This window comes from Phaeobacter gallaeciensis DSM 26640 (assembly GCF_000511385.1).
GTDB classification, from domain to species: Bacteria; Pseudomonadota; Alphaproteobacteria; order Rhodobacterales; family Rhodobacteraceae; genus Phaeobacter; species Phaeobacter gallaeciensis.
The window spans coordinates 3,282,724-3,304,989 of sequence record NC_023137.1; the positions used below are offsets into that span (position 1 = coordinate 3,282,724).

Genomic DNA, 22,266 nt, shown 5'->3' on the forward strand with positions numbered 1-22,266 from the left:
GCACTAAGATATGCGATCGACACTTCTCGCTCCCTCCGCATCAGGATATCGAGAAGATCTATAATTACATGAAAATCAATATCTTACGGTGAAAATTCAATGTTGTATCTGTCCTGCACGAAATTCATTAAATTCCTTATGTCAGAATGCACGCAGTAGCTGTTTACGAATTATAATTTTGGCACGAACCGATACCCGCTGCTGGCTGCCTCAACATACCCTAAACCGCCTTTCGGCAGATGATACCCAACAACCATGAGTTGTTCATGAGCTAACTGTTCCAGCAGCTTCTGCCGCACCTGTGCTGCGGCGACAGGATCCTGATCTGACGCAATTTCCCAGCTCGGTTCAGAGAAGCTGACGTGAGCGTTGGTTACTGCATCCCCCAGGATCATAATCCTGTCGGATCCACGTGCGATCTCAAACGACATATGGCCAGGCGAATGGCCAAAAGTAGCCCGTGCAGCGATACCGGGAAGAATCTCGGCACCGTCATCAAAGAGAGTGATTCCATCTGCCAGTATCTCCATTCGACGACGTGCACCGACGGCCATTGATGCCCTATCCTCGCCAATCGTATCAACAGTCGCCGGATCAAACCAATAGTCCCATTCCTGACGTCCCATCAAATGCTTTGCGTTGGCAAAAAGCGGATCATCAAAATCGTCCAGAACCCCCCAGAGGTGATCCGGGTGACAATGAGTGAAGACAACATGGGTGATATCCTCCGGGCTGATGCCAACCGCGGCCAGTGCATCCGGCAACTGCCCTGCCCCATCTTGAAAACTTGGCCCGGCCCCCGCATCGAAAAGAACAATACGATCCGCGTCACGCAGAAGCGTGATATTGATCGCCGGCGTCAGCGGATCGTCAGGGGTCATCCCATGCTCTGCTAACACCGGGGCAAGCATGGCGGGATCCAGATCACCGTATAGGAACGACGGCGGCAGACGCATCTGACCGTCGGACAGGCTGAGAATCTCTGCACCACCAAGCGAGACTCTGGTCTCAGACCAAACGCGACTCGCTGGCAACAAAGCCATGCCCGCCCCCAGCCCCTGCACGAAACGCCGTCTTGTCACTGTCATGATCTGCCTCCCTCGACACGTCATATTGGTATTCAAATATATGCATAAAATGAAGCCCGGTCAGACCTGATATCTCGGATTGTTTTCGCTGAATAAAAAAGAGCCTACAGATTGCGATCTGCAGGCTCTTTGGTTTTCCTTGCGAGAATACGGCTTACTTCCGGCTCAACTCTTTCCAGATGCCGTTTTCTACCACCGAAATCACAATGACATCGGCACCGCGATGGTCATCAGGACCATATGTGATTTGTGTGTCAGTCAGCGCATCAAAGAAATCGAGGCTTTCCATCCCCTTGATGAAACTCTCATGCGTCAGCTCGGGGCCCGCCGCCTCCAACGCGTTCACCACGGTATTGGCAGCGCTATATCCAAGCATGGCAAAGCCACCGGCGGGCTGGCCGAATTTGGCCTCATAGTCCGCCATAAATTTGGCGGGCACTTCATCATCGGCCCGGGCGATCAGATCGGCCCAGCCTGCCGCCGCATACAACCCATCTGTCACGCCGCCCGGTACGGCGGCCACCACCTCAAGAAATCCGGCAGAGGTGTTGAGAAATTTCACATCCGTCCAACCCAGTTTCTTGGCGGTGCCAACCACGGTGATCCCCTGCCGCACGCCAAGAGCCATAGTGACAACATCGCACCCTTCCGCTTTCAGCTTGGTGAGGGAGCCAACAAAATCCAGCTCGTCCGGTTTGTGGGTGGTCTCAGCGGCGAAACGCAGGCCCAGGTTGGCGGCGATATCCGCACTGCCCTCCTTGATCTCCTTGCCAAAGTCGGACGGGATATACATGGAGCAGACTTCCTTGGCATCGAACTCCTCTGCCAGATAACTCACCCCGGCCTGCACCTGATCGTAGTAGCTGGAAAAGCCGATAAATTTGTTGTCCACCGGGTCCTGCAGCATCTGTCGCGCAGCGGTCAGCGGGCTGATGTTGGGAATGCCCTTCGGGTCGAGCAGTTTAAAACCGGCGATATTCATCGGCGTGCCAAGCGACAATAACATCGCAAACACCTGATCGCGGTTCAGAAGCTTATTGTAGCCCTGCATCGCCCGCGGGATCTGGTAGCCGTTGTCTTCCACCACGAAACGGATCTGACGACCATGGACCCCGCCATTGGCATTGGCTTCCTCGAAACGCAGATTGGCGCCATTTACCGCAGGCACGCCGACCGCAGCAAAGATCCCGCTTAGGTCATTGACTGACCCCAACACGATTTCGCTGTCGCTGACGCCCTGAGTATCCGCCATCGCCTGCGGCGCAAGCCCCGCTGCCAAAGCTATCCCGACAAGCTTCGCTGTCCATGTCTTCATCTGCGCTTACTCCCTTGTGTCCCCCGGCGCGGATGCGCCCGTTATGTCAGTACATCTGGTCAATCAGGTTCTTGTGCTTTTTCTCCACCAGCCCGCGTTTCAACTTCATCGTTGCGGTCAGCTCGTCATCCTCAGCTGTCAGCAGGACATTGATCAGGCGAAAATCCTTGATCTGTTCGACGCGCGCGAAATCTCTGTTCACGGCATCGACCTCCCCCCGGATCAGGTCAACCACCTGTTCCGCCGCACAGAGCGAGGCAAAATCACTAAACGGGATTTTTCGATCCTGGGCAAATTTCTCGACGTTTTCCTGATCAATCATAATCAGGCAGGTGAGGAATTTGCGCCGATCACCAATCACCACCGCGTCGGAAATATAGTGGCTGAATTTTAGCCGACTCTCGATTTCCGCCGGGGTGATATTCTTTCCGCCAGCGGTGATGATAATGTCCTTGATCCGCCCGGTGATGGTTAAGAAACCTGCATCATCCAGCTGTCCGACGTCGCCTGTGCGCAGCCAGCCGTCCTCGGTGTAGGTTTCAGCGGTTTTTTCAGGCTTGTTCCAGTAGCCCTGGAAGTTGTTTAGCCCCCAAAGCTGAATTTCGCCATCCGGCGCGATGCGGATCTCAACGCCAGGCACCGCCTGACCAACGGTGCCTGGACGATGCGACAGGACCCGGTTGGCAGCGGTCAGCCCGGCGTTTTCGGTCATCCCGTAACCTTCAATCAGAGGCACCCCGATCGACCAGTACCAGCGCAGCAACTCAGGTGAGATCGGTGCCGCCCCCGTACCGCCCCGGCGCAACCGGTCCAGCCCCAGCATCCGCCGCAGATTCCGTAGGACCAGCAGATCCCAGATCCGGTAGCGCACAGCGATGCCGGTCGGGACGGGTTTCGCGGCCAGCACATAGTTGGCCCGCGCCGCGCCCGCCGCCACCGCCCGGTTAAAGGCCCAGCGGCCAAGCCAGGTCGCCTCCTGCGCCAATACCAGAACCCGGGAATAGACTTTCTCCCAGACACGTGGCACCGCAAAGAAGGTTGCAGGCGAGACTTCCTGAATATTGTCAAAGACCGTCTCCGGACTTTCGGCGAAATTGACCGTACTGCCCGCCGCCATCGGCAGATAGACCGAGACGTTGCGCTCAAGAATATGGCACAGCGGCAGGAAACACAGTTGTTCATCCGTGGCGTAACACTCCAGCGACCGTGCGCCCGACTCCATCGTGGCCAGGATATTCTCATGGCTCAGCATGGCGCCCTTAGGCAGACCCGTGGTCCCGGAGGTATAGATCAGCAGCGCAGTATCATCCGGTCGAGATCGCGCCACCGCATCCTCAAACACGGTTGGGTTGGCAATTTTATAGGCCGCCCCCTGATCATAGAGCTGATCGAGAAACAGACATTTTTCATGCCGGAGATCATGCAGCCCGTCGCGGTCCAGAATGATCACCCAGCACAGGTGCGGAACCTCCGCCTCAATCTCCAGAAACTTGTCCAGCTGTTCGTCATTCTCCACCACCAGAAACCGGCTGCCGCTGTCATTGATCAGATAGGCCAGTTGTTGGGCTGAATCCGTGGTATACACCCCCGAGGCAATCGCCCCGGCGCCCTGAATACCCATATCGAGGTAGAGCCATTCCTTGCGATCTTCGCTGAGGATTGAGACAACTTCGCCTCGCTCCAACCCAAGCGCCATCAGGCCGAGGCCGATTTTCTCGGCGTGGTCCCAATAGTCCTGCCAAGAATAGGCCTTCCAGATGCCCATGTCCTTTTCGCGGTGCGCGGTGCGGGGACCAAGCGTGCGACAGCGCAGTGCAAATAGCTTCGCCACCGTATCGCAGCGATCCACCATGACCGGCCGTTGTCCGGGCGTTGCGTTGTAGCTAGCACCGTTCAGCACGACCTGAGGCAACGGGGCCGTTGCCCCATCCTGCTCTGCTCTGCGATCTGCCGCCACCACTGTCTGTGTCACCGTTATCCCCATCCGCGCTTAAACCCATGTTTTTGCGCCTGTTCAGGCCTCTTAATCAGCGCCATGTCTTCTTGCGCTTCCAGCGTTTTTCACTGCGTTGGCCCGCTTCCTGATGGCCCAGATAGAAGGATTTGATATCCTTGCTCTCCATCAGTCGGTCGGCGCTGCCGTCCATGACAATACGCCCAATTTCCATGACATAGCCGACATGAGCCAGTTCAAGCGCGATACGCGCGTTCTGTTCCACCAACATCATGGTCACCCCCTCATCACGGTTCAGCCGTTTGAGGATGCCAAAAATTTCCTGCACCAGTAGCGGCGACAACCCCAGGCTTGGCTCATCCAGAAGCATGATCCGCGGGCGCAGCATCAGGCCGCGGCCAATCGCCAGCATCTGCTGCTGACCGCCGGACAACGTCCCGGCCTCCTGGTGGCGCCGTTCCGCCAGAATGGGGAAATAGTCAAACACCATCTGGCGGTCACGTTCGATCTCCGCCTGATCGCGCCGGGTGTAGGCGCCCAATGTCAGGTTTTCCTCAACAGTCAGCAGGGGGAAAACCTCCCGCCCCTCCGGCACATGCACGATGCCGCGCCGGACAATGCGGTGTGGCTCCTCGCCTTGGATCTCTTCACCAGCGAAGCTAACACTGCCCTTTTCAGGGTCCATGATACCAGAAATTGTCTTTAGCAGCGTCGATTTCCCAGCGCCATTTGCGCCCAGAACAGTGACGATCTGACCGGCCTCCACCGACAGCGAGACACCGCGAATGGCCATGATCGGCCCGTAAAAGCTCTCAAGGTTGCGAATATCCAACAAGGCTGCACCCATCACACCGCCCCCGCGCCCAGATAGGCCTCGATCACCGCAGGGTTGGCCTGAACCTCAGCCGGGGTTCCTTCCGCCAATTTGGCGCCATCCGCCAGAGCCAGCACCCGGTCCGATACGCTGGAGACCAGCCCCATATCGTGCTCCACCATAAGAACGGTGATCCCCATCTGCTTGCGAATATCGTCAATCCACCAGCGCATGTCCTGAGTTTCTTCAACCGACAGGCCTGAGGCGGGCTCATCCAAGAGCAAAAGCCGCGGGCCGGACGCCAGCGCTCGGCCCAGTTCAACCACCTTGCGCACCCCATAGGGCAACCCGGCGATCATCTTGTCGCGATAGGCCTGCAGGTCGAGGAAATCGATCACCTCCTCCACCGCGGCCCGGTGGCGGCGCTCTTCGCGCCGAACGCGCGGAGAAAAGAACAGCTCCTCCATCAGCGTGCTACGCCGGTGGCGATGCCGCCCGACCAGCAAGTTCTGCAATACGGTCGCATGGTCGAACAGCTCGATATTCTGGAACGTGCGCGCGATGTCCAAGTCGGCCACCGCATCAGCTTTGGACTGCAACAAATCCCGTCCGTCAAAACTAATACGGCCCGAATGCGGTTCGTAGAACCGGGAAATCAGGTTGAAAACCGTCGACTTACCCGCGCCATTGGGGCCGACGATGGCATAGACCTCCCCCTCCTCAACCGAGAAGCTGAGGTCATTCACCGCCACCACGCCGCCAAATTTCAGCGTCGCATGTTCAATCTCCAACAGGCTCATCTGAGGCGCTCCGTCTTGAGATAGGATTTCTGGCGGCGGAACATGTCTTTGCGGGCAAAGGGGAACAGCTCAAACCAGATGCGGATCTTCAGCCAGCGCCCATATAGCCCCATCGGTTCAAACAGGATGAACAGGATCAGGATCATGCCGAAGACGCCGGTTTCCAATCCCGGGATAGCAACACCGCCGCCCAGCACGCTGTCTTTCAGCATCGACAGCCCCTGCGGCAGGAAGGCAACCACCACCGCGCCAAAAAACGCGCCATGGATGGATCCAAGCCCCCCGATGACGATCATCATCAACAAGGTGATGGAGATCACCAAAGAGAATGTCTCGTTGTTGAAAGCGCCCGCGTAGTAGCCCATCAGCGCCCCGGCCCAACCGGTGATCATGCAGCTCAGCCCGAAAGCGGTCGCCTTGGTGCGGGCGATATGAACACCCATCGCGGTGGCACTGACCTCACTGTCGCGCACTGCGGCAAAGGCCCGGCCAAGCGGTGAGCGCAGCAGGTTTCGATAAAACAACGTGCAGACGACCGTGACACCGAGCACAAGATAGTAAAACCGCACCGGCATCGTCCAACGCTCGATCTCAATACCGAACAGGCGGATCACATCAGGGAACTTGCCCGAGACACCACCGGTCCATGGCTCCAGAAGCACGATGATATCGTCGGCGAGGATCGACAGGGCAATCGTCGCAATGGCGAGGTATATCCCGTGCAGGCGCAGCGCCGGAATGGCGATGATTGCCCCGACAATCCCAGTAATCAACCCCGCCAGCGGAAAGGCCACTGCAAAGGGAAGGCCTTGTTCGATCAGGATGGTATTGGTGTAGCAGCCAATCGCCAGAAACGCCGCGTGCCCAAGGCTGGCCTGACCTGTCTGCCCGGTCAGCAGCATCAGCCCCAGACCGGCAATTGCCCAGATCAGAACATTTGTGACTTCGCCGATGTAGAACTCATTGATCAGCAGCGGCAGGATCAGCGCGAGCACCAGCAACGCGCCGTAGACCAGCAGGCTGTGACGGTCGGGAAACAGGCGTATATCGTGATCGTAACTGGTTTTGAACTGGATCCGCATCGGCTCAGACCTTCTTCGTGCGGACTTGGCTGAACAGGCCGTGTGGGCGGAACACCAGCACGGCGAGCAACAGCACATAAGGGGCAATCTGTGAATACCCAGCCGCAAGGTATCGCGCGGCAAAGGGTTCGATGACACCCACGATCAACCCGCCAGCCAATGCCCCAGGAAGGGATCCAAAGCCACCGATGACCGCGGCTGCAAAGGCCTTGATCCCCAGCAGCCCTGCATTCGGATCAATCGCCCCTTTGGAGGCAAAAAGAATGCCCGCAACCGCTGCAGTTGCCCCCGAGAGGCCCCAGATCAGCCCCTGTACCCGTTTGACAGGAATGCCCATGAAATAAGCGGCCATCTGGTTCTGACTGGCCGCCTGCATCGCCAGCCCCAGCTTGGTGCGCTGAAAGAACTGATAGAGTGACCAGGTCAGCAGCACAGTCACAATTATGATCGCCAGATCCGCCAATCCCAACACAACCCCTGCGAGTTGCACATCACCCAAGGCAAGCGGGCTTTCCAGCGTTTGCGGTTCATGTCCCCAGATGGCGCCCGCGAAAAACCGGATGACGAAGCCGAGCGCGATGGTCAGGATGACCACCGCCGTCTGGTTCTGACCGAAGAGATGGCGCAGGATCACCATATCCAGAAGATACCCAAGCCCGGCCATGATCGCGATCGACAAGGGCGCCGCCAACCAGAACGGCAGATGCAGATATTCGGCGTTGGTCAGCCCCAGTGTGACAAAGGCGCCGAGCATCATGAAATCGCCTTGCGCAAAATTGACCGCTTCAGTCGCCTTGTAGATCAGCACAAAGCCAAGCGCGATCAGGCCGTAAACACAGCCATTCGCAAGCCCGCTAACCAGCAGCTGCACTCCGTCCAAATTGTCCTCCCCTGCCCGTTCAGGGCGGTTCTCGCGTATTTTCTACGGTGCAGACCTCCTCAAGCCTGCTCGTCACTGCGATTAAACCCAGAGTAGAGAGATATATTTTCACCTGTCAATCCACGCGACCCTGCGTCAGGGCCAGAAAAACAGGCTATCAGATTCGCAAAAAGCACCTAACATTCGCGTCAGATCAACCGGTCACAGCAGGACCAAAATAGATCGTATCGTCGCTGTCAGGTGCAGACGTTTTTCAGTGCAGCGCAGAATCTCGCGGCGGCTGGGGACAGGCGATGTTCACTGCGCAAACACAGTCCCACCGGCCCACGGGTGCTGTCCGTATCCAACGGCAGTGCCACCAGAACTCCGCTGGCAAGATCGGATCGCACAACGCCGTGGCTGATCACCCAGATAGCCTGATGGGCCAACGCGAATTGGCGGCCAAACGTTGACGACACCGTCTCGATGGGCGCATCGGGCATCGAGATGCCTTGCTCCAGGAACATCCGCTCAACTGAGGATCGTATAATCGACGCAGGAGGCGGCATCAGCACCGGGTATTCGCCGAACAGGGCATCCGGCAGATGCGCAGCATCCAAACTTGTCAGCGGATGGTCCGGCGCCACAACCACCGTGACCCGCTCGCGAAACAGTGGGTCGAAATCCAAGCCAACCATGTTTTCAGGCGCAGGCAAACGCCCCACCACCACGTCCAGCTCTCCCCGTCGCAACAGATCAAGGAGATATTGATTGTCACCCGACATCACCGAAAACCGGCTGCGCCCGCCTTGCTCCCAGATACTGGCCAGCGCTTCGGGCACCACGGTGGCCGATACCGTAGGCAAAGCCCCAATTGTGACTTTCGATCCTTCCGCCGCATCCAGCCCGCGTAGCAGATCAACACCATCACGCGTCAGCGCCAAGCTGCGTCCGGCATAGTCCCGAAACATTTCACCATAGGCAGACAGACGAATGCCGCGTCCATGCTTCTCCACCAGCGGCTTTTCACATACCGCTTCTAACTCACGCAGGGCGCGCGTGACTGCCGGTTGGGTCATACCCAACCGCTCTGCAGCCTGGGTGACGCTCATCTTGCGCGCAACCTCAACGAAGACTTCAAGATGGCGGAGTTTCAACTGAGACGAAAGACGCATATCATTTTCGACATAAGAACATCCATACTACAGGATTATACAGACCAATTACGATATGAGATAACACATAGCGAATGGAGAAGCATATGCGCAAGCCACAGTATGACGCAGGTCAGAACATTCGCCGCGAGGTCTTGGGAGCGAGCCACGTCGCCAACGCAGATGCGGCCACGACCCCACTGGACGCGCCGTTCCAACAGTTGATTACCGAAGCCGCCTGGGGAACGGTCTGGGCTTCGGATCAGATCAGCCGCCGAGAACGGTCTATGCTGACGCTCGCGCTCTTGGCAGCGCTCGGCAATTTTGACGAGATTCCGATGCATATACGCGCGACCACAAACACCGGGGCGACGCCTGAGGATATTACAGAAGTTTTTCAGCACGTTGCCATCTATGCCGGTGTGCCACGCGCCAATCATGCATTGAAGCTCGCCAAGAAAACCTACGCCGAGATGGCCGCCGAACAAAAGGCCGCAGACGGCAGTGCAGGAGACAGCCATGACGCCCCCTGATTACTACGTCCGCGACCGCCGGTGGCACCCGCCAGCATTTACACCGGACTACAAAACATCGGTGAGCCGGTCACCCAGATTACCCTTGCTCAGTCTGGAGAATACGGCGAGCGAAATCACCGGCCCAACCTTTGCGCCGACTGACATCGCCCCGGGCGACAACGATCTGCTGACCAATTTCGCACATGACGGCGGCAGCCCGATCGGTGAGCGGATCCTGCTGCATGGCCGGGTCCTGGATGAAAACGCACGACCTGTCCCCAACACCTTGGTCGAAATCTGGCAGGCTAATGCCTCTGGCCGGTACCGGCACAAAAAAGACGGCTATTTGGGTGCAATAGACCCGAATTTCGGAGGCTGCGGCCGGGTGCTGACAGATGAAAATGGCGCCTATGCCTTTCGCACGGTCAAACCGGGAGCCTATCCCTGGCGCAATGGTATCAACGACTGGCGTCCGGCGCATATCCACGTTTCGGTCTTCGGAAGCGCCTTTGCCCAGCGCCTGATCACGCAGCTTTACTTCGAAGGCGACCCGCTGATTGCCCGCTGCCCCATCGTTAGCACCATCCCGGATCCAGCCGCCGTGCAGCAGTTGATCGCGCGGCTCGATATGAATGAAACCCGCCCACTGGACATGATCGCTTATCGGTTCGACATCGTTCTGCGCGGACGTCGGTCGACGATGTTCGAAAACCGAATGGAGGGGAACTGATGACGTCGCTGAAGGAAACACCCTCACAGACTGCAGGGCCTTATGTCCATATCGGTCTGGCTCCCGGCGCTGCCGGGTTTGACATCTACGAAACCGAGCTGGGCCAGGATATCGCCGGGCCGGAGGCCAAGGGCCAGCGCATCCGCGTAGAAGGCCGGGTTCTGGATGGCACTGGCACCCCGCTAAAGGACGTGTTGATTGAGGTCTGGCAGGCCAACGCCAAGGGGGTATATGCGCACCGGGAGACGCCCCAACCAGAAGGGGAGCCTCAACAGGTCGAGGCCGGGTTTCGGGGATGGGGGCGCGTGATTTCAGATTTTGATACCGGCGACTGGCAGTTTGAAACTGTGAAACCCGGTCCGGTTCGCGACCGCGGCGGCCAAATGATGGCGCCCCACATCAACCTCTGGATTGTGGCGCGCGGCATCAACGTTGGCCTGAATACCCGACTCTACTTCGAGGAAGAGCAGGAGGCGAACGGTAACGACCCTGTGCTGAAGCTGATCGAACAGACCAGTCGACGCAGCACTCTCCTCGCCCGGAGGCAGATGCAAGCAGACACGAGCACCGCCGAAACACCTTTGGTCTATCGCTTCGACATTCATCTACAGGGACCGGATGAAACCGTGTTCTTTGATATCTGAGGAGGCTGATCATGAACAATCCTTGTATCATCTGCGTCGCCATTACTGGATCTGTTCCGCGCAAGGCTCATAATCCAGCCGTACCAATCAGCATTGAAGAGCAGATCGAAAGCACCCATGAAGCCTATGAAGCCGGTGCCAGCATCGCACATTGCCATGTCCGGCTGGAGGATGAGACGCCGACCTCGGATCCCGACCGCTTCGCCCGGCTCATGGGTGGTATCCGTCATCACTGCCCTGATATGATCATCCAGCTGTCGACTGGTGGGCGGTCAGGGGCCGGACACGAACGCGGCGGCATGTTGTCACTGCGACCGGACATGGCCTCGCTCTCTGTCGGCTCCAACAACTTCCCAACCCGCGTCTATGAGAACCCACCGGATCTGGTGGACTGGCTGGCGGCACAGATGCTGGCGTATGACGTCAAACCGGAGATCGAGGCCTTTGACCTCTCGCACATTCACCAGGCGGTGGCGATGTCACGGGACGGTCGACTGAAGGCCCCGCTTTATGTGCAGTTTGTACTGGGTGTCAAAAACGCGATGCCGGTGGACCGCGATGTCTTCGATTATTACGTGAAGACCATGCAGCGGCTTGCTCCGGACGCGCAGTGGTGTGCCGCTGGGATTGGTGCAGGTCAGCTGGACGTCAACGAATGGGCCATCGCAGCGGGTGGTCACACACGCACCGGGCTGGAGGACAATCTGCGGCTGGACCGCCATACGCTTGCGCCCTCCAACGCCGCATTGGTGCGCCGCGCCGCAGATCTATGTGACCGCTACAACCGCCCTGTGGCAACATGCGCCGAAGCCCGTGATATTTTAGGTCTGCGCGCTGCCAACAGCTGAAACCCCTCGCGCATAACCTCTTGGGCCGGGTGGTCACAGGCCCTCCGCCCTCCCCTCTTTCGGCTGCTTTATGCTGAGAATTGCGGACGCCGCGTCAGGCGGCTCTCACCTCTTGTTTGCGCGGATAGCGCACCTTATCTCGATGATGCGCGCGACGCATTCGCAGCAAGAGCCGCTCCTCCCTCGGCTGCTGTTGCCCCACTGCCTGACCCTCCCGAGTTGCATAGGGCCTCGAATGCGCCGCGCGTCACTCCGGATCACAAACACCTGCCGCTCTGAGGCGCCAGCCTATCCCTCACCCACTTCAGGCGGCTGGGACAGATCACGCAGAATGGGGCAGTCAGGCCGATTGTCACCTGCGCAACAGGTCACCAGCTCCGACAGCGTATCCCGCATCGCTTCAAGATCGGCGATCTTGATATTGATCTTGTCGAGATGCTCCTGCGCCAATTGTTTCACGTCGGCGCTGGCCCGGCTCTCATCCTCATAAAGCGCAAGCAGCGTCCGGCAATCTTCGATGGTAAAGCCAAGCGCGCGGGCGCGGCCCAGAAACGCCAGCTTGTGCAGGTCGGTCTCCGCAAAGCAACGATAGCCATTCTCACTGCGCCGCGGTTTGATCAGGCCTATGTCTTCATAGTAGCGAATGGTCTTGGCCGACAGGCCAGAGCGGCTGGCCACATCACCAATGTTCATGGTCGCACCTCATTCATCTGCTGCGCGGGTGTTGGATCCGCCGGTGTCGCTGACTGATCTATGTCCGAACGCAGCCCACGCAAGCGCAGCGCATTGCTGAGTACAAACACACTGGACATCGCCATCGCACCTGCCGCCAGTCCTGGCGACAAAAGCGGCCCGCCAAAGGGCACCAGGATCCCCGCAGCCACAGGCACCAGCAGAATATTATAACCAAAGGCCCACCCCAAATTCTGCCGGATATTGCGCAACGTCGCCCGGCTGATCTTGATGGCGTTGACCGCCCCGCGCAGGTCACCAGAGACCAGGACGATATCCGCTGCCTCAATGGCCACATCCGTTCCGGTGCCGATTGCAATCCCGACATCTGCTGCCGCCAGGGCAGGCGCATCATTGATCCCGTCACCAATGAAGGCAAGGGCTCCGTGTTGCTTCTGCAGCGCCTCCAGTGCACTCACCTTATCACCGGGCAGACAGTTCGCTTCAACGATCTCAATCCCCAGATCATCAGCGATAGCCTGCGCCGTGGCCGCCCCATCGCCGGTCAGCATCGCAACTTTCAACCCCTGAGCGGCCATGGCTTTTACAGCGGCACGGCTTCCCTCTTTGACAGGGTCGGTTACGGCCACCAACCCTGCCAGCTGTCCATCAACCGCCGCAAATAGCGTGGTTGCACCGCGCGCGGCGAGATGCTCAGCCTCCACCTCAAATGGCGCACAGGAAATCCCCTCACGCGTCATCAGTCGCGCAGCCCCGATAAGAACCAGCTGGCCCGCTACAGTTGCGCGCAAACCATATCCTGGAATGGCTTCAACCTCGGTCGCTTGCGGGATATCCGCCCCCGCTGCACCTGTTATGGCCCGTGCGATCGGATGTTCCGACTGGGCCTCCGCCGCCCCCAGCAGCGGCAGCAGCCCGGCCCTGTCAAACCCGTCGGCACAGCGCAGCATGGTCAGTGTTGGGCGGCCTTCCGTCAGGGTGCCCGTCTTATCCAAGGCAACCACGCGTGTGTCCTGCAACCGTTGTAGAGCGTCTCCCTTGCGGAACAGCACCCCCATCTGTGCCGCACGCCCAATCCCAACCATGATCGAAGTTGGCGTCGCCAGCCCCATTGCGCAGGGGCAGGCGATGATCAGCACAGATACCCCCGCAACCAGCGCCAAGGGCAGGGCCGGGTCCGGGCCAAACAGCAGCCAGACAGCGACCGTCAGCGCCGCAATCACGATCACCGCCGGGACGAACCACAGTGTCACACGATCCACCAGCGCCTGCACCGGCAGTTTGGCGCCCTGCGCCTGCTCAACCATCCGCACGATCTGCGCCAGCAGCGTATCCGCACCGACATGAGTGGCGCGATAGTCCAAAACCGCAGCCCCATTGATGGTGCCCGCCGTCAGCACATCGCCAGCAGCTTTCTCCAAGGGGACCGGTTCTCCGGTGATCATGCTCTCATCAACAAAGGAGCGGCCGGTCAAAACCGTACCATCCACGGCAATCCGCTCACCCGGTCGCGCCCGCAGATGATCGCCAACGCACAGCTCCGAGACCGGACGTTCCTCTGCCTTGGTGCCGGTAACAACCAACGCGACCTTGGGCTGCAGCCCGACCAGAGCACGGATAGCAGCGCCGGTGCGCCCCTTGGCACGGGCTTCCAGCCAGCGCCCCAGCAGGATCAAGGTGACGATAACCGCTGCCGCCTCGTAGTAGACATTGACGGTACCCACAGGCAGCAAGCGCGGAGCAAAGGTTGCCACCACCGAGTACCCGTAGGCTGCCGTAGTCCCGATCGCCACCAACGCATTCATATCCGGCGCAGCGCGCAGCAGTGCAGGCACCCCCTGGCGGTAGAACCGCAGACCGGGACCAAACAACACCAGTGTTGTCAGCAGAAATTGCAAAATATGGCTATTCCCGGTGCCGATGGTGCGCGCAACCCAATGGTGCAGCGCAGGGATCATATGGCCGCCCATCTCGATCACAAAGACCGGCAGCGTCAGGGCAGCAGCGATAAGTAATTCCCAGCAAAGACGCTGAATTTCAGCTTCCTTTGCAACCTTCAGGCTATCGGCGTCACTTTGCGTGTTCCCGATATATATCGCGGGATAGCCTGCGTGTTTGCTGGCCTTCAGCAGATCCTCCGCAGTCAACACGCCAGCCAAATAGGTCACATAGGCCTGCTCCTGCGCAAGGTTCACGTCTGCCGAAACTACCCCGTCGACCTGTTGCAGAGCGCGTTCGACGCGACCAACGCAGCTTGCGCAGGTGAGACCGCTGATCTGCAACTCAATCATCGCCTCTGCCGCCGGGTATCCGGCCGTTTTCAAGGCCCCGCGCAGATCCTCCGCCGATATCTCGGATGACCCCACAATACGCGCTTTGCTGGTCGCCAGATTGACGGATGCCTCCTGCACCCCGGACACCGAAGCCAGCGCCCGCTCTGCTCGCCCGACACAGCCAGCACAACTCAGGCCGGTCACCTCAATGTTCAGTTCCCTGACGTGTGGTTCTTCCATGGCTGACACCTTCCAGACATTGCCATTAAGATCATATCCTTGTTGACATGGGGCTTCCAGCCGCAGGAAGCTCAAGAGCCAATCCGCGTAAAATTAGTCTTCGGCATCCCAATCTCCCCTTCCCCCGAACGGGCTTCGGGATGACGGGAACGGATGTCTCGCTGTCGTATTTTTTCAGGGCACAGTTGATCAGCATTGCTAGACTGGCGACACCAAGAAATGCACACCCCGCGACAGCGGGCGGTTTACGCCCCCCCAACGGGTCTGCCAATATGACGCTCAGCGCAATTGGCGCCTGCCGTCACAGACAGAACAAAGGAATTTCACCATGATACGCACTCGCGCCGCTGTGGCCGTTGCCCCGGGCAAACCGCTGGAGATTATGGAGGTGAACCTCGAAGGCCCGAAGAAGGGCGAGGTGCTGGTCGAAATCAAGGCAACTGGTCTTTGCCACACAGATGAGTTCACCCGCTCCGGTGATGATCCCGAGGGTATCTTCCCGGCAATTCTGGGCCATGAAGGAGCAGGCGTTGTGGTCGAAGTTGGCGAAGGCGTGACCAGCCTGGAAGTGGGCGATCATGTGATCCCACTCTACACGCCGGAATGCCGCGAATGCGAATACTGCCTCAACCCCAAGACAAACCTGTGTCAGGCGATCCGCTCGACGCAAGGCCAAGGCTTGCTGCCGGACGGCTCCACACGGTTCTCAATGCTGGATGGCACGCCGATCTACCACTACATGGGATGCTCGACCTTCGCCAACCACACCGTGGTGCCGGAAATCGCCTTGGCAAAAATCCGCAAAGACGCCCCTTTCGACAAGGTCTGCTACATCGGTTGCGGTGTCACCACGGGTATCGGCGCGGTGATCAACACGGCCAAGGTAGAGATCGGCTCGCGCGCTATTGTCTTTGGTCTTGGCGGCATTGGCCTCAATGTCATTCAAGGCCTGCGCTTGGCCGGTGCGGATCAGATTGTCGGTGTGGACCTCAACCCCGGCAAGGTCGAGATGGCCAAGCAGTTTGGCATGACCGATTTTGTGAACCCGGCTGAAGTTGACGGCGATCTGGTTGCGCATCTCGTGGAACTGACCAAAGGTGGAGCGGATTACACCTTTGATGCCACGGGCAATGTACAGGTGATGCGGACCGCGCTTGAAGCCGCGCATAAAGGCTGGGGTGAGAGCATCATCATCGGCGTGGCACCGGCAGGTGCCGAAATCTCCACCCGTCCGTTCCAACTGGTGACAGGCCGCAGCTGGCGCGGCACCGCCTTTGGCGGCGCGGCCGGGCGTACGGATGTGCCCAAGATCGTGGACTGGTATATGGACGGCAAGATCGAAATCGACCCGATGATCACCCACAAGCTGTCTCTTGATGAAATCAACCACGGGTTCGACCTGATGCATGAAGGCAAATCGATCCGCGCCGTCGTCGAATTCTGATCCCGCATCGCAAATAAGACACTACAGACAAGACCATGACGCAGGCCACCCGGCCTGCGTTTTCATTTGGGCTGCGCATCCGCCGTGTCAGGATCAAACATGCCGACAGGACTGGCGGCGCCGTTCAACCACAGGCATACTCAACCTCACATGCTCCGCTTTGGCCGAGGAACCGGATTGAAACTGCACGCCATCGATATCTCCAAAACCGAGTCCGCCGCGACGATCATCTTTCGCGCCCTGCAGAAGGCAATCATCACCGGTGAGCTCTCTGATGGCACGCCCCTGCGGCAGGATGAAATCGCCAAGGCCTTTCGAACCTCCCGATTTCCCGTACGCGAGGCCATCGCCCGTTTGGAACAACAGGGGCTGGTCACCTCCCAGCGCTACAAAGGAGCGGTGGTCGCGACCCTGTCGATGCAGGATGCCTCCGAGATTTTTGAACTGCGCGCGAAGCTTGAAGCCGATATTATCCGCGCCGCGGTTGCCAATATGACGCAAGAGATCACGGATCAGGCCCATGCGCATCTGGATGCCTTTGCAGCCTGTAATGATCCGATGCAATGGGGACCGCTGAACCGGCAATTTCACGGCACGCTCTACAGCGTCAGCGGCCTACCCTACCATATCGAAGTCGTTGAGAGCGCAATGGATCGTATCGACCGCTATCTGCGGGCGCAGTTGATCATGAGTGACGGCATGGCCCGCAGCGACCAGGAACATCGCGCTATCCTCCGCGCCTGCGAGGAGCGTGATGCTGAACAGGCCGCCCGGCTAACAGCAGAACATATACTGGCGGCCAAAACCTCACTTGAGGAGCAATTGCGGGCTCAGATCCCCTGATCCAGCGTCATTCCCCTGCATCGACTGCCGCAAGACTGACATCATACCCCCAGAGCCTGCGCAGGTGCTTCAGTACCTCGTCACGGTCCTCCTCCGACAGGTGGATTCCGTCGCGCACGGTATGGGTCAGCTTCAGCTCGCGATCCCCCTTCAGATCGGCGTCCGTGACCTGAATATCAGGCTCTAAATAGGCCAGATCGTAAGAGTGTGCGAGATCCCGGCGCACCGAGCGATAGCCAGTACGATTGTGAATCTGGCTTACCACCAGATGCGACTGTTCGGCATCATCGGCGAGGGTGAACAGCTTGAACTTGCGGATAAGATGAGGCGACAGGAACTGCTGGATGAAGCTTTCATCCCGGTAGTTGGCCCAGGCGTTCCGCATCACCCGCCGCCAATCAGGATCGCCTGCAAAATCAGGAAACCACTCCCGATCTTCGTCGGTCGGCTCCTCGCAGATCCGCCGGATATCCTGCATCATCGCAAACCCCAGCGCATAGGGGTTGATACCGGAATAACGCGGGTCGTCATACTCGGGCTGAAGCACCACATTGGTGTGGCTGTGCATCATCTCCATATAGGAGCCTTCGGTCAGGCGCCCCTGCTCAAACAGCTTGTTGATGATGTAATAATGCACAAAGGTCGCGCAGCCCTCATTCATGACCTTGGTCTGCTTCTGCGGATAAAGATACTGCGCCAGCATTCGCACAATGCGCAGGATCTCGCATTGCCAAGGCTCCAGTACCGGACTGTGCTTTTCCAGAAAATACAGCAGGTTCTCCTGCGGCAGGTTCATCAGCTTGCGGCGGGCACTGTAAGGTTCATCCTTGATCTGTTCCAGCTTGTCCCGGCCCAACGTGGCATCGGTCCAGATGTCCAATACGCTCTGCGCGCTTTCATGGCCTTCCCGCACCTTTTGCATCGCGGCCAGTTCTTCGGTGGTTGGTTTGGGCGGGCGCCCATAACGAAACACCCCCTGCGACTGCAATGCATGGGCCGCATCCAGGATTTCCTCAACCGCGCTGAGACCATAGCGTTCCTCGCAGGCGGCGATGTAATTCTTGGCAAAGGCCAGGTAATCATGGATACCAGCCGCGTCGGTCCATTGCTGGAACAGGTAGTTGTTCTTGAAGAAATGATTATGCCCAAAGGCCGCATGCGCCATGACCAGCGTCTGCATGGCCATCGTATTCTCTTCCATATTGTAGCTGATACAGGGGTTTGAGTTGATGACAATCTCATAGGCCAACCCCTGTCGGCCAGTCCGATAGAGCGCCTCATCACGGGCAAAATGCTTCCCGAACGACCAGTGCTGATACATCAGGGGCAGGCCGACGCAGGAATAGGCATCCAGCATCTGTTCGGCCGAGATGATTTCGATCTGATTTGGATAGACATCCAGCCCCAGATCATTGAGCGCGATATCCTCAATCGCATCGCGCGCGACCTCCAACAACTCAAAGGTCCATTCCGGCCCTGTGAACATTGGTTTCGCGACAGTGTCACCCGCCTGCATTCTGCGCCCCTTTTGCCTTGGGAAGGAAGAATTCCCGGAAAATCGGATAGATATGCGATGGCTGCGACACGCGCTGCATTTCAAAATGCGGAGCCTGTGCCTTCACCTGCCGGTAGTTCTGCCATAAGTCCTCGCCCGCTTCGGGGTTGTTCAACAGCATCTCTGCGTTTTCATCGACGATTTCGACGTACGCGTAATACTGGCAAACCGGCAGCAGGTCCTCCAGCAGCAGCGCCTTGCAGCGCGCCGAGTCATTGCCGAAATTTTCCCCGTCAGAGGCCTGTGCGCCATAGATGTTCCATTCATCCGGCGGATACCGTTCGGCGACAATCTCCTTCATTTTTTCCAGCGCGGTCGAGACGATGGTGCCACCGGTTTCGCGCGCATAGAAAAACGTCTCCTCATCGACCTCTTGCGCGTGATGGGTATGGCGCACAAACACCAGTTCGGTGTGTTCGTAGCTGCGGGTCAGGAACAGATGCAGCAGCAGGAAGAAGCGTTTTGCCAGATCCTTCTCCCGCTCCTGCATGGAGCCGGAGACATCCATGAGGCAGAAGACAACCGCGCGTGAGTTGCGGATTTTTTCCGGCACATGCGTATCATAGCGCAGATCCAGCGGATCGATATAGCCAACCACCCGACGTTTGCGCTCCAGAACCTCCAGCCGGTGTCGCAAATCCTCGAGATGGATCTGCTGTTTTTCGCTACGTTCCGGCAGCGACTCCAGCTCTTCAATCTCGCCCTGTAGCTCGGCAATGGATCTGGCGGAGGGCCGCTGCAACGCGATCCGGCGCCCCAAGGAATTGCGCATGGTCCGCACAAGGTTGAGGTTATTCGGCGTGCCCGCAGTGGTCAGCCCTGCACGGCGTGTTCCGATGGTTTCAGTCTCTACAGTCGCCTTTTCGACCAGATCCGGCAATTCCAGCCCGTCGAACAAGATCTCAAGATATTCGTCACGCGTCAGTGTGAAGGAAAATTCATCCGCGCCGTCACCATCCTCGGAGGCCTGTTTGCCGCCCTCACCCGCCCCACCTTGGGGTCGCTTCAGGGTATCTCCGACAACAAAATCCTTGTTGCCCGGCAGCACATGGCGGCGTCGCCCGCCTTTGGATGAGTGGTGGAAGCGGGGCTCTTTCAGCCCGCGCGAAGGAATGGTGACCTTCTCACCTTCGGCCGGGATGCCACCGCCATCCTTGATCGACTTATCTCGGACCGACCTATCGACACGTTCCTTGATGCTTTCACGGGCACGCTCAAGGAACCGTTGCCGGTTCCCCAAACTCTTGCCCTTGGGATTGGCGCGCCTGTCGATAAAATGATGCATCTGGCACCCACCCTTTTTCTGTTAGCCCGCCTTGTTCACGCGCATGTACCATTCCACCAAGCGCCGGACCTGCCGGTCGGTATAGCCGTGGCTGCGCATCCGTTCGACGAATTCCTGATGCTTGCCTTCGGTCTTGCTGTCTTTCTTAGATCCGAAAGAAATCACCGGAAGCAGCTCCTCGACCTGACTGAACATGTGTTTCTCAATCACATCCCGCAGTTTCTCGTAGGAATTCCACGCCGGGTTTGACCCGGTATTGGCACGATGACGCAGGGCGAATTTCACAACCTCATTGCGGAAATCCTTGGGGTTGGCGATGCCGACGGGTTTCTCGATCTTGCTGAGCTCGGCATCCAGAACCTCGCGGTCATAGAGCTGGCCAGTATCGGGGTCCTTGTAATCCTGCTCCTCAATCCAGGCGTCAGCATAAGAGATATACCTGTCGAACACGTTCTGCCCGTATTCGGTATAGCTCTCCAGATAGGCCTTCTGGATTTCGTTGCCGATGAACTCCTCGTAACGAGGCGCCAGTTCCGTCTTGATGAAGGCGAGATATTTTGCCTCCGTCTCCGTTGGGAACTGTTCGCGTTTGATCATCTGCTCCAGCACATACATCAGATGGACCGGATCTGCTGCGACCTCATCGGTGTCGAAGTTGAACGTGGTCGACAGCACCTTGAAGGCAAAGCGCGTGGAGATCCCGTTCATCCCTTCATCGACCCCGGCCCGGTCCTGATATTCCTGCACAGTTTTCGCCTTTGGGTCGGTATCCTTCAGGCTCTCGCCATCATAAACGCGCAGTTTGGAATAGAGGTTAGAATTCTCATGCGGCTTCAGCCGGGTGAGAACTGAGAACCGGCTGAGGATTTTCAGCGTTTCAGGAGCACAAGGGGCTTCCGCAAGCTCACTATACTCAATTAGCTTGTCGTAGATCTTCGCCTCTTCGGTGACGCGCAGGCAATATGGGACCTTCACAATCGACACCCGGTCGATGAAGGCCTCATTGTTCTTGTTGTTCTTAAACTGCTGCCATTCAGATTCGTTTGAATGCGCCAAGATCAGCCCTGTGAAGGGAATCGCGCCGAAGCTTTCGGTCCCCATGTAGTTGCCTTCCTGCGTGGCAGTCAGCAGCGGGTGCAACATCTTGATCGGCGCTTTGAACATCTCGACAAATTCAAGCACCCCCTGCGTTGCGCGGTTCAACCCGCCCGAGAAACTATAGGCATCCGGGTTGTCCTGGCTGAAATGCTCCAACTGGCGAATGTCAACCTTCCCGACAAGAGTGGAGATATCCTGATTGTTCTCGTCTCCCGGCTCAACCTTCGCTACGCAAATCCGCCTCAGCCGCGACGGGTACAGCCGCACCACTGAGAATTTGTTGATATCGCCACCAAACTCATCCAACCGCTGCACCGCCCAGGGAGACATGAGCCCCGGCAGACGATGCTGGGCGATCCCGTATTCATCGCTCAGCAGCTTGCCCATGCGAACCGGATCAAAAAGGCCCAGCGGGCTCTCAAAAATGGGGGACAACTGGTGCCCTGCCTTCAGCACGTAGATTGGCTGATCCTCGACCAGACGTTTTAGGCGTTCCGCGAGAGAAGATTTACCGCCGCCAACGGGGCCCAGCAGGTAGAGTATCTGTTTGCGCTCTTCCAACCCCTGCGCAGCGTGGCGGAAGTAGCCCACGATCCGCTCGATCGTGTCCTCCATGCCGTAGAAATCCTTGAAGGCAGAGTATCGCTTGATAGTACGGTTCTGAAAGATCGGCCCCAATCGCGCATCTTTTGATGTATCGACCAGTTCCTCTTCGCCAATTGCCTTGAGCATACGTTCGGCGACATTGGCGTACATGCTGGGATCATCACGGCAGGCATTCAGGTAGTCCTGCAACGACATCTCCTGCTCACGCGTTTCGCCATATTGTTCGGCAAAGATTTCGGCAATGTCTTTCATCTGGCTCTAGCCTCCTAGTTACTGCGCGCCGGTCCTCCTGGGGTCCAAGATCGCACACGGACAGAGGGCGCCCAGCGCGAGGGCCAAGGATTGTCCGCGTGAAAATATTCGTCTGAATTCTGCTCGGCGCCGGATCCGGCGATACAAGACCAGCGGGTCACTCTGAACGGTGAC

Annotated in this window: 19 protein-coding genes; 6 read left to right on the top strand and 13 right to left on the bottom strand. The window is 58.2% G+C overall.

Annotated features, from left to right (window positions below):
• Nucleotides 1-170: 170 nt before the first annotated feature.
• From GAL_RS15860 to pcaQ, 8 genes are all read right to left on the bottom strand, one after another.
• Nucleotides 171-1,088: an MBL fold metallo-hydrolase gene (locus GAL_RS15860; protein WP_024098577.1), complete on the bottom strand. Its 918-nt coding sequence runs from the start codon at nt 1,086-1,088 to the stop codon at nt 171-173.
• A gap of 154 nt (nt 1,089-1,242) precedes the next feature.
• Nucleotides 1,243-2,403, bottom strand: a complete 1,161-nt coding sequence (locus GAL_RS15865; RefSeq protein WP_024098578.1) for an ABC transporter substrate-binding protein — start codon at nt 2,401-2,403, stop codon at nt 1,243-1,245.
• Between the two features lie 46 nt (nt 2,404-2,449).
• Complete coding sequence (locus tag GAL_RS15870) at nt 2,450-4,387, bottom strand: AMP-dependent synthetase/ligase (protein ID WP_024098579.1); 1,938 nt, start codon at nt 4,385-4,387, stop codon at nt 2,450-2,452.
• A 43-nt stretch (nt 4,388-4,430) separates the two neighbouring features.
• The gene (locus tag GAL_RS15875) at nt 4,431-5,204 is read right to left on the bottom strand and encodes an ABC transporter ATP-binding protein (RefSeq protein ID WP_024098580.1); all 774 of its coding nucleotides are present in this window, start codon (nt 5,202-5,204) and stop codon (nt 4,431-4,433) included.
• Nucleotides 5,204-5,971: an ABC transporter ATP-binding protein gene (locus GAL_RS15880; RefSeq protein ID WP_024098581.1), complete on the bottom strand. Its 768-nt coding sequence runs from the start codon at nt 5,969-5,971 to the stop codon at nt 5,204-5,206. The genes GAL_RS15875 and GAL_RS15880 overlap by 1 nt, the downstream gene beginning before the upstream one ends.
• Nucleotides 5,968-7,053, bottom strand: coding sequence for a branched-chain amino acid ABC transporter permease (locus GAL_RS15885; protein ID WP_024098582.1), 1,086 nt, complete (start codon nt 7,051-7,053; stop codon nt 5,968-5,970). Before GAL_RS15885 ends, GAL_RS15880 begins: the two co-directional genes overlap by 4 nt.
• Before the next feature lie 4 nt (nt 7,054-7,057).
• Entirely contained in the window at nt 7,058-7,933 is an 876-nt protein-coding gene (locus tag GAL_RS15890) for a branched-chain amino acid ABC transporter permease (protein ID WP_024098583.1), read from the bottom strand.
• A 236-nt stretch (nt 7,934-8,169) separates the two neighbouring features.
• Entirely contained in the window at nt 8,170-9,087 is a 918-nt protein-coding gene (gene pcaQ / locus GAL_RS15895; RefSeq protein ID WP_024098584.1) for a pca operon transcription factor PcaQ, read from the bottom strand.
• Nucleotides 9,088-9,173: 86 nt separating this feature from the next.
• Between pcaQ and pcaC the strand changes: the two genes are divergently transcribed.
• The 4 genes from pcaC to GAL_RS15915 are packed head-to-tail and all read left to right on the top strand — an operon-like array spanning nt 9,174 to nt 11,803.
• The gene (gene pcaC, locus GAL_RS15900) at nt 9,174-9,599 is read left to right on the top strand and encodes a 4-carboxymuconolactone decarboxylase (RefSeq protein ID WP_024098585.1); all 426 of its coding nucleotides are present in this window, start codon (nt 9,174-9,176) and stop codon (nt 9,597-9,599) included.
• Nucleotides 9,586-10,311: a protocatechuate 3,4-dioxygenase subunit beta gene (gene pcaH / locus GAL_RS15905; RefSeq protein ID WP_024098586.1), complete on the top strand. Its 726-nt coding sequence runs from the start codon at nt 9,586-9,588 to the stop codon at nt 10,309-10,311. Before pcaC ends, pcaH begins: the two co-directional genes overlap by 14 nt.
• Nucleotides 10,311-10,955 carry a protocatechuate 3,4-dioxygenase subunit alpha gene (gene pcaG, locus GAL_RS15910; RefSeq protein ID WP_024098587.1) on the top strand — a complete coding sequence of 215 codons (645 nt, stop codon included), beginning with the start codon at nt 10,311-10,313 and terminating at the stop codon, nt 10,953-10,955. The genes pcaH and pcaG overlap by 1 nt, the downstream gene beginning before the upstream one ends.
• Before the next feature lie 11 nt (nt 10,956-10,966).
• Nucleotides 10,967-11,803 (top strand): BKACE family enzyme, encoded by an 837-nt coding sequence (locus GAL_RS15915; protein WP_024098588.1) that lies wholly within the window; start codon nt 10,967-10,969, stop codon nt 11,801-11,803.
• Nucleotides 11,804-12,091: 288 nt separating this feature from the next.
• On the opposite strand, the gene cueR is transcribed toward GAL_RS15915, so the two are convergent.
• Together cueR and GAL_RS15925 are read right to left on the bottom strand one after the other, a co-directional pair.
• Nucleotides 12,092-12,496 (bottom strand): Cu(I)-responsive transcriptional regulator, encoded by a 405-nt coding sequence (cueR, locus tag GAL_RS15920; protein WP_024098589.1) that lies wholly within the window; start codon nt 12,494-12,496, stop codon nt 12,092-12,094.
• Entirely contained in the window at nt 12,493-15,009 is a 2,517-nt protein-coding gene (locus GAL_RS15925; protein ID WP_024098590.1) for a heavy metal translocating P-type ATPase, read from the bottom strand. Before GAL_RS15925 ends, cueR begins: the two co-directional genes overlap by 4 nt.
• A 328-nt stretch (nt 15,010-15,337) precedes the next feature.
• On the opposite strand from GAL_RS15925, the gene GAL_RS15930 reads away from it, so the two are divergent.
• Both GAL_RS15930 and GAL_RS15935 read left to right on the top strand, forming a co-directional pair.
• Entirely contained in the window at nt 15,338-16,453 is a 1,116-nt protein-coding gene (locus tag GAL_RS15930; RefSeq protein ID WP_024098591.1) for an S-(hydroxymethyl)glutathione dehydrogenase/class III alcohol dehydrogenase, read from the top strand.
• Nucleotides 16,454-16,630: 177 nt separating this feature from the next.
• A complete protein-coding gene (locus tag GAL_RS15935) occupies nt 16,631-17,296 on the top strand; it encodes a GntR family transcriptional regulator (protein WP_040104196.1) in 666 nt (221 codons plus the stop codon).
• Nucleotides 17,297-17,303: 7 nt separating this feature from the next.
• Here the strand turns inward: GAL_RS15935 and GAL_RS15940 are convergent, their stop codons facing one another.
• The 3 genes from GAL_RS15940 to GAL_RS15950 are packed head-to-tail and all read right to left on the bottom strand — an operon-like array spanning nt 17,304 to nt 22,092.
• Nucleotides 17,304-18,812, bottom strand: coding sequence for a SpoVR family protein (locus GAL_RS15940; RefSeq protein ID WP_024098593.1), 1,509 nt, complete (start codon nt 18,810-18,812; stop codon nt 17,304-17,306).
• On the bottom strand, nt 18,799-20,136 hold the full coding sequence (locus tag GAL_RS15945) for a YeaH/YhbH family protein (RefSeq protein WP_024098594.1): 1,338 nt from the start codon (nt 20,134-20,136) through the stop codon (nt 18,799-18,801). Before GAL_RS15945 ends, GAL_RS15940 begins: the two co-directional genes overlap by 14 nt.
• Nucleotides 20,137-20,157: 21 nt before the next feature.
• Nucleotides 20,158-22,092, bottom strand: a complete 1,935-nt coding sequence (locus GAL_RS15950; protein ID WP_024098595.1) for a PrkA family serine protein kinase — start codon at nt 22,090-22,092, stop codon at nt 20,158-20,160.
• Nucleotides 22,093-22,266 lie beyond the last annotated feature (174 nt).

Excerpts from the sequence above, each read along its gene's own strand:
- GAL_RS15860 (WP_024098577.1), bottom strand. The coding sequence starts at position 1,088 with ATGACAGTGACAAGACGGCGTTTCGTGCAGGGGCTGGGGGCGGGCATG.
- GAL_RS15865 (WP_024098578.1), bottom strand. The coding sequence starts at position 2,403 with ATGAAGACATGGACAGCGAAGCTTGTCGGGATAGCTTTGGCAGCGGGG.
- GAL_RS15870 (WP_024098579.1), bottom strand. The coding sequence starts at position 4,387 with ATGGGGATAACGGTGACACAGACAGTGGTGGCGGCAGATCGCAGAGCA.
- GAL_RS15875 (WP_024098580.1), bottom strand. The coding sequence starts at position 5,204 with ATGGGTGCAGCCTTGTTGGATATTCGCAACCTTGAGAGCTTTTACGGG.
- GAL_RS15880 (WP_024098581.1), bottom strand. The coding sequence starts at position 5,971 with ATGAGCCTGTTGGAGATTGAACATGCGACGCTGAAATTTGGCGGCGTG.
- GAL_RS15885 (WP_024098582.1), bottom strand. The coding sequence starts at position 7,053 with ATGCGGATCCAGTTCAAAACCAGTTACGATCACGATATACGCCTGTTT.
- pcaQ (WP_024098584.1), bottom strand. The coding sequence starts at position 9,087 with ATGCGTCTTTCGTCTCAGTTGAAACTCCGCCATCTTGAAGTCTTCGTT.
- pcaC (WP_024098585.1), top strand. The coding sequence starts at position 9,174 with ATGCGCAAGCCACAGTATGACGCAGGTCAGAACATTCGCCGCGAGGTC.
- pcaH (WP_024098586.1), top strand. The coding sequence starts at position 9,586 with ATGACGCCCCCTGATTACTACGTCCGCGACCGCCGGTGGCACCCGCCA.
- pcaG (WP_024098587.1), top strand. The coding sequence starts at position 10,311 with ATGACGTCGCTGAAGGAAACACCCTCACAGACTGCAGGGCCTTATGTC.
- GAL_RS15915 (WP_024098588.1), top strand. The coding sequence starts at position 10,967 with ATGAACAATCCTTGTATCATCTGCGTCGCCATTACTGGATCTGTTCCG.
- cueR (WP_024098589.1), bottom strand. The coding sequence starts at position 12,496 with ATGAACATTGGTGATGTGGCCAGCCGCTCTGGCCTGTCGGCCAAGACC.
- GAL_RS15925 (WP_024098590.1), bottom strand. The coding sequence starts at position 15,009 with ATGGAAGAACCACACGTCAGGGAACTGAACATTGAGGTGACCGGCCTG.
- GAL_RS15930 (WP_024098591.1), top strand. The coding sequence starts at position 15,338 with ATGATACGCACTCGCGCCGCTGTGGCCGTTGCCCCGGGCAAACCGCTG.
- GAL_RS15940 (WP_024098593.1), bottom strand. The coding sequence starts at position 18,812 with ATGCAGGCGGGTGACACTGTCGCGAAACCAATGTTCACAGGGCCGGAA.
- GAL_RS15945 (WP_024098594.1), bottom strand. The coding sequence starts at position 20,136 with ATGCATCATTTTATCGACAGGCGCGCCAATCCCAAGGGCAAGAGTTTG.
- GAL_RS15950 (WP_024098595.1), bottom strand. The coding sequence starts at position 22,092 with ATGAAAGACATTGCCGAAATCTTTGCCGAACAATATGGCGAAACGCGT.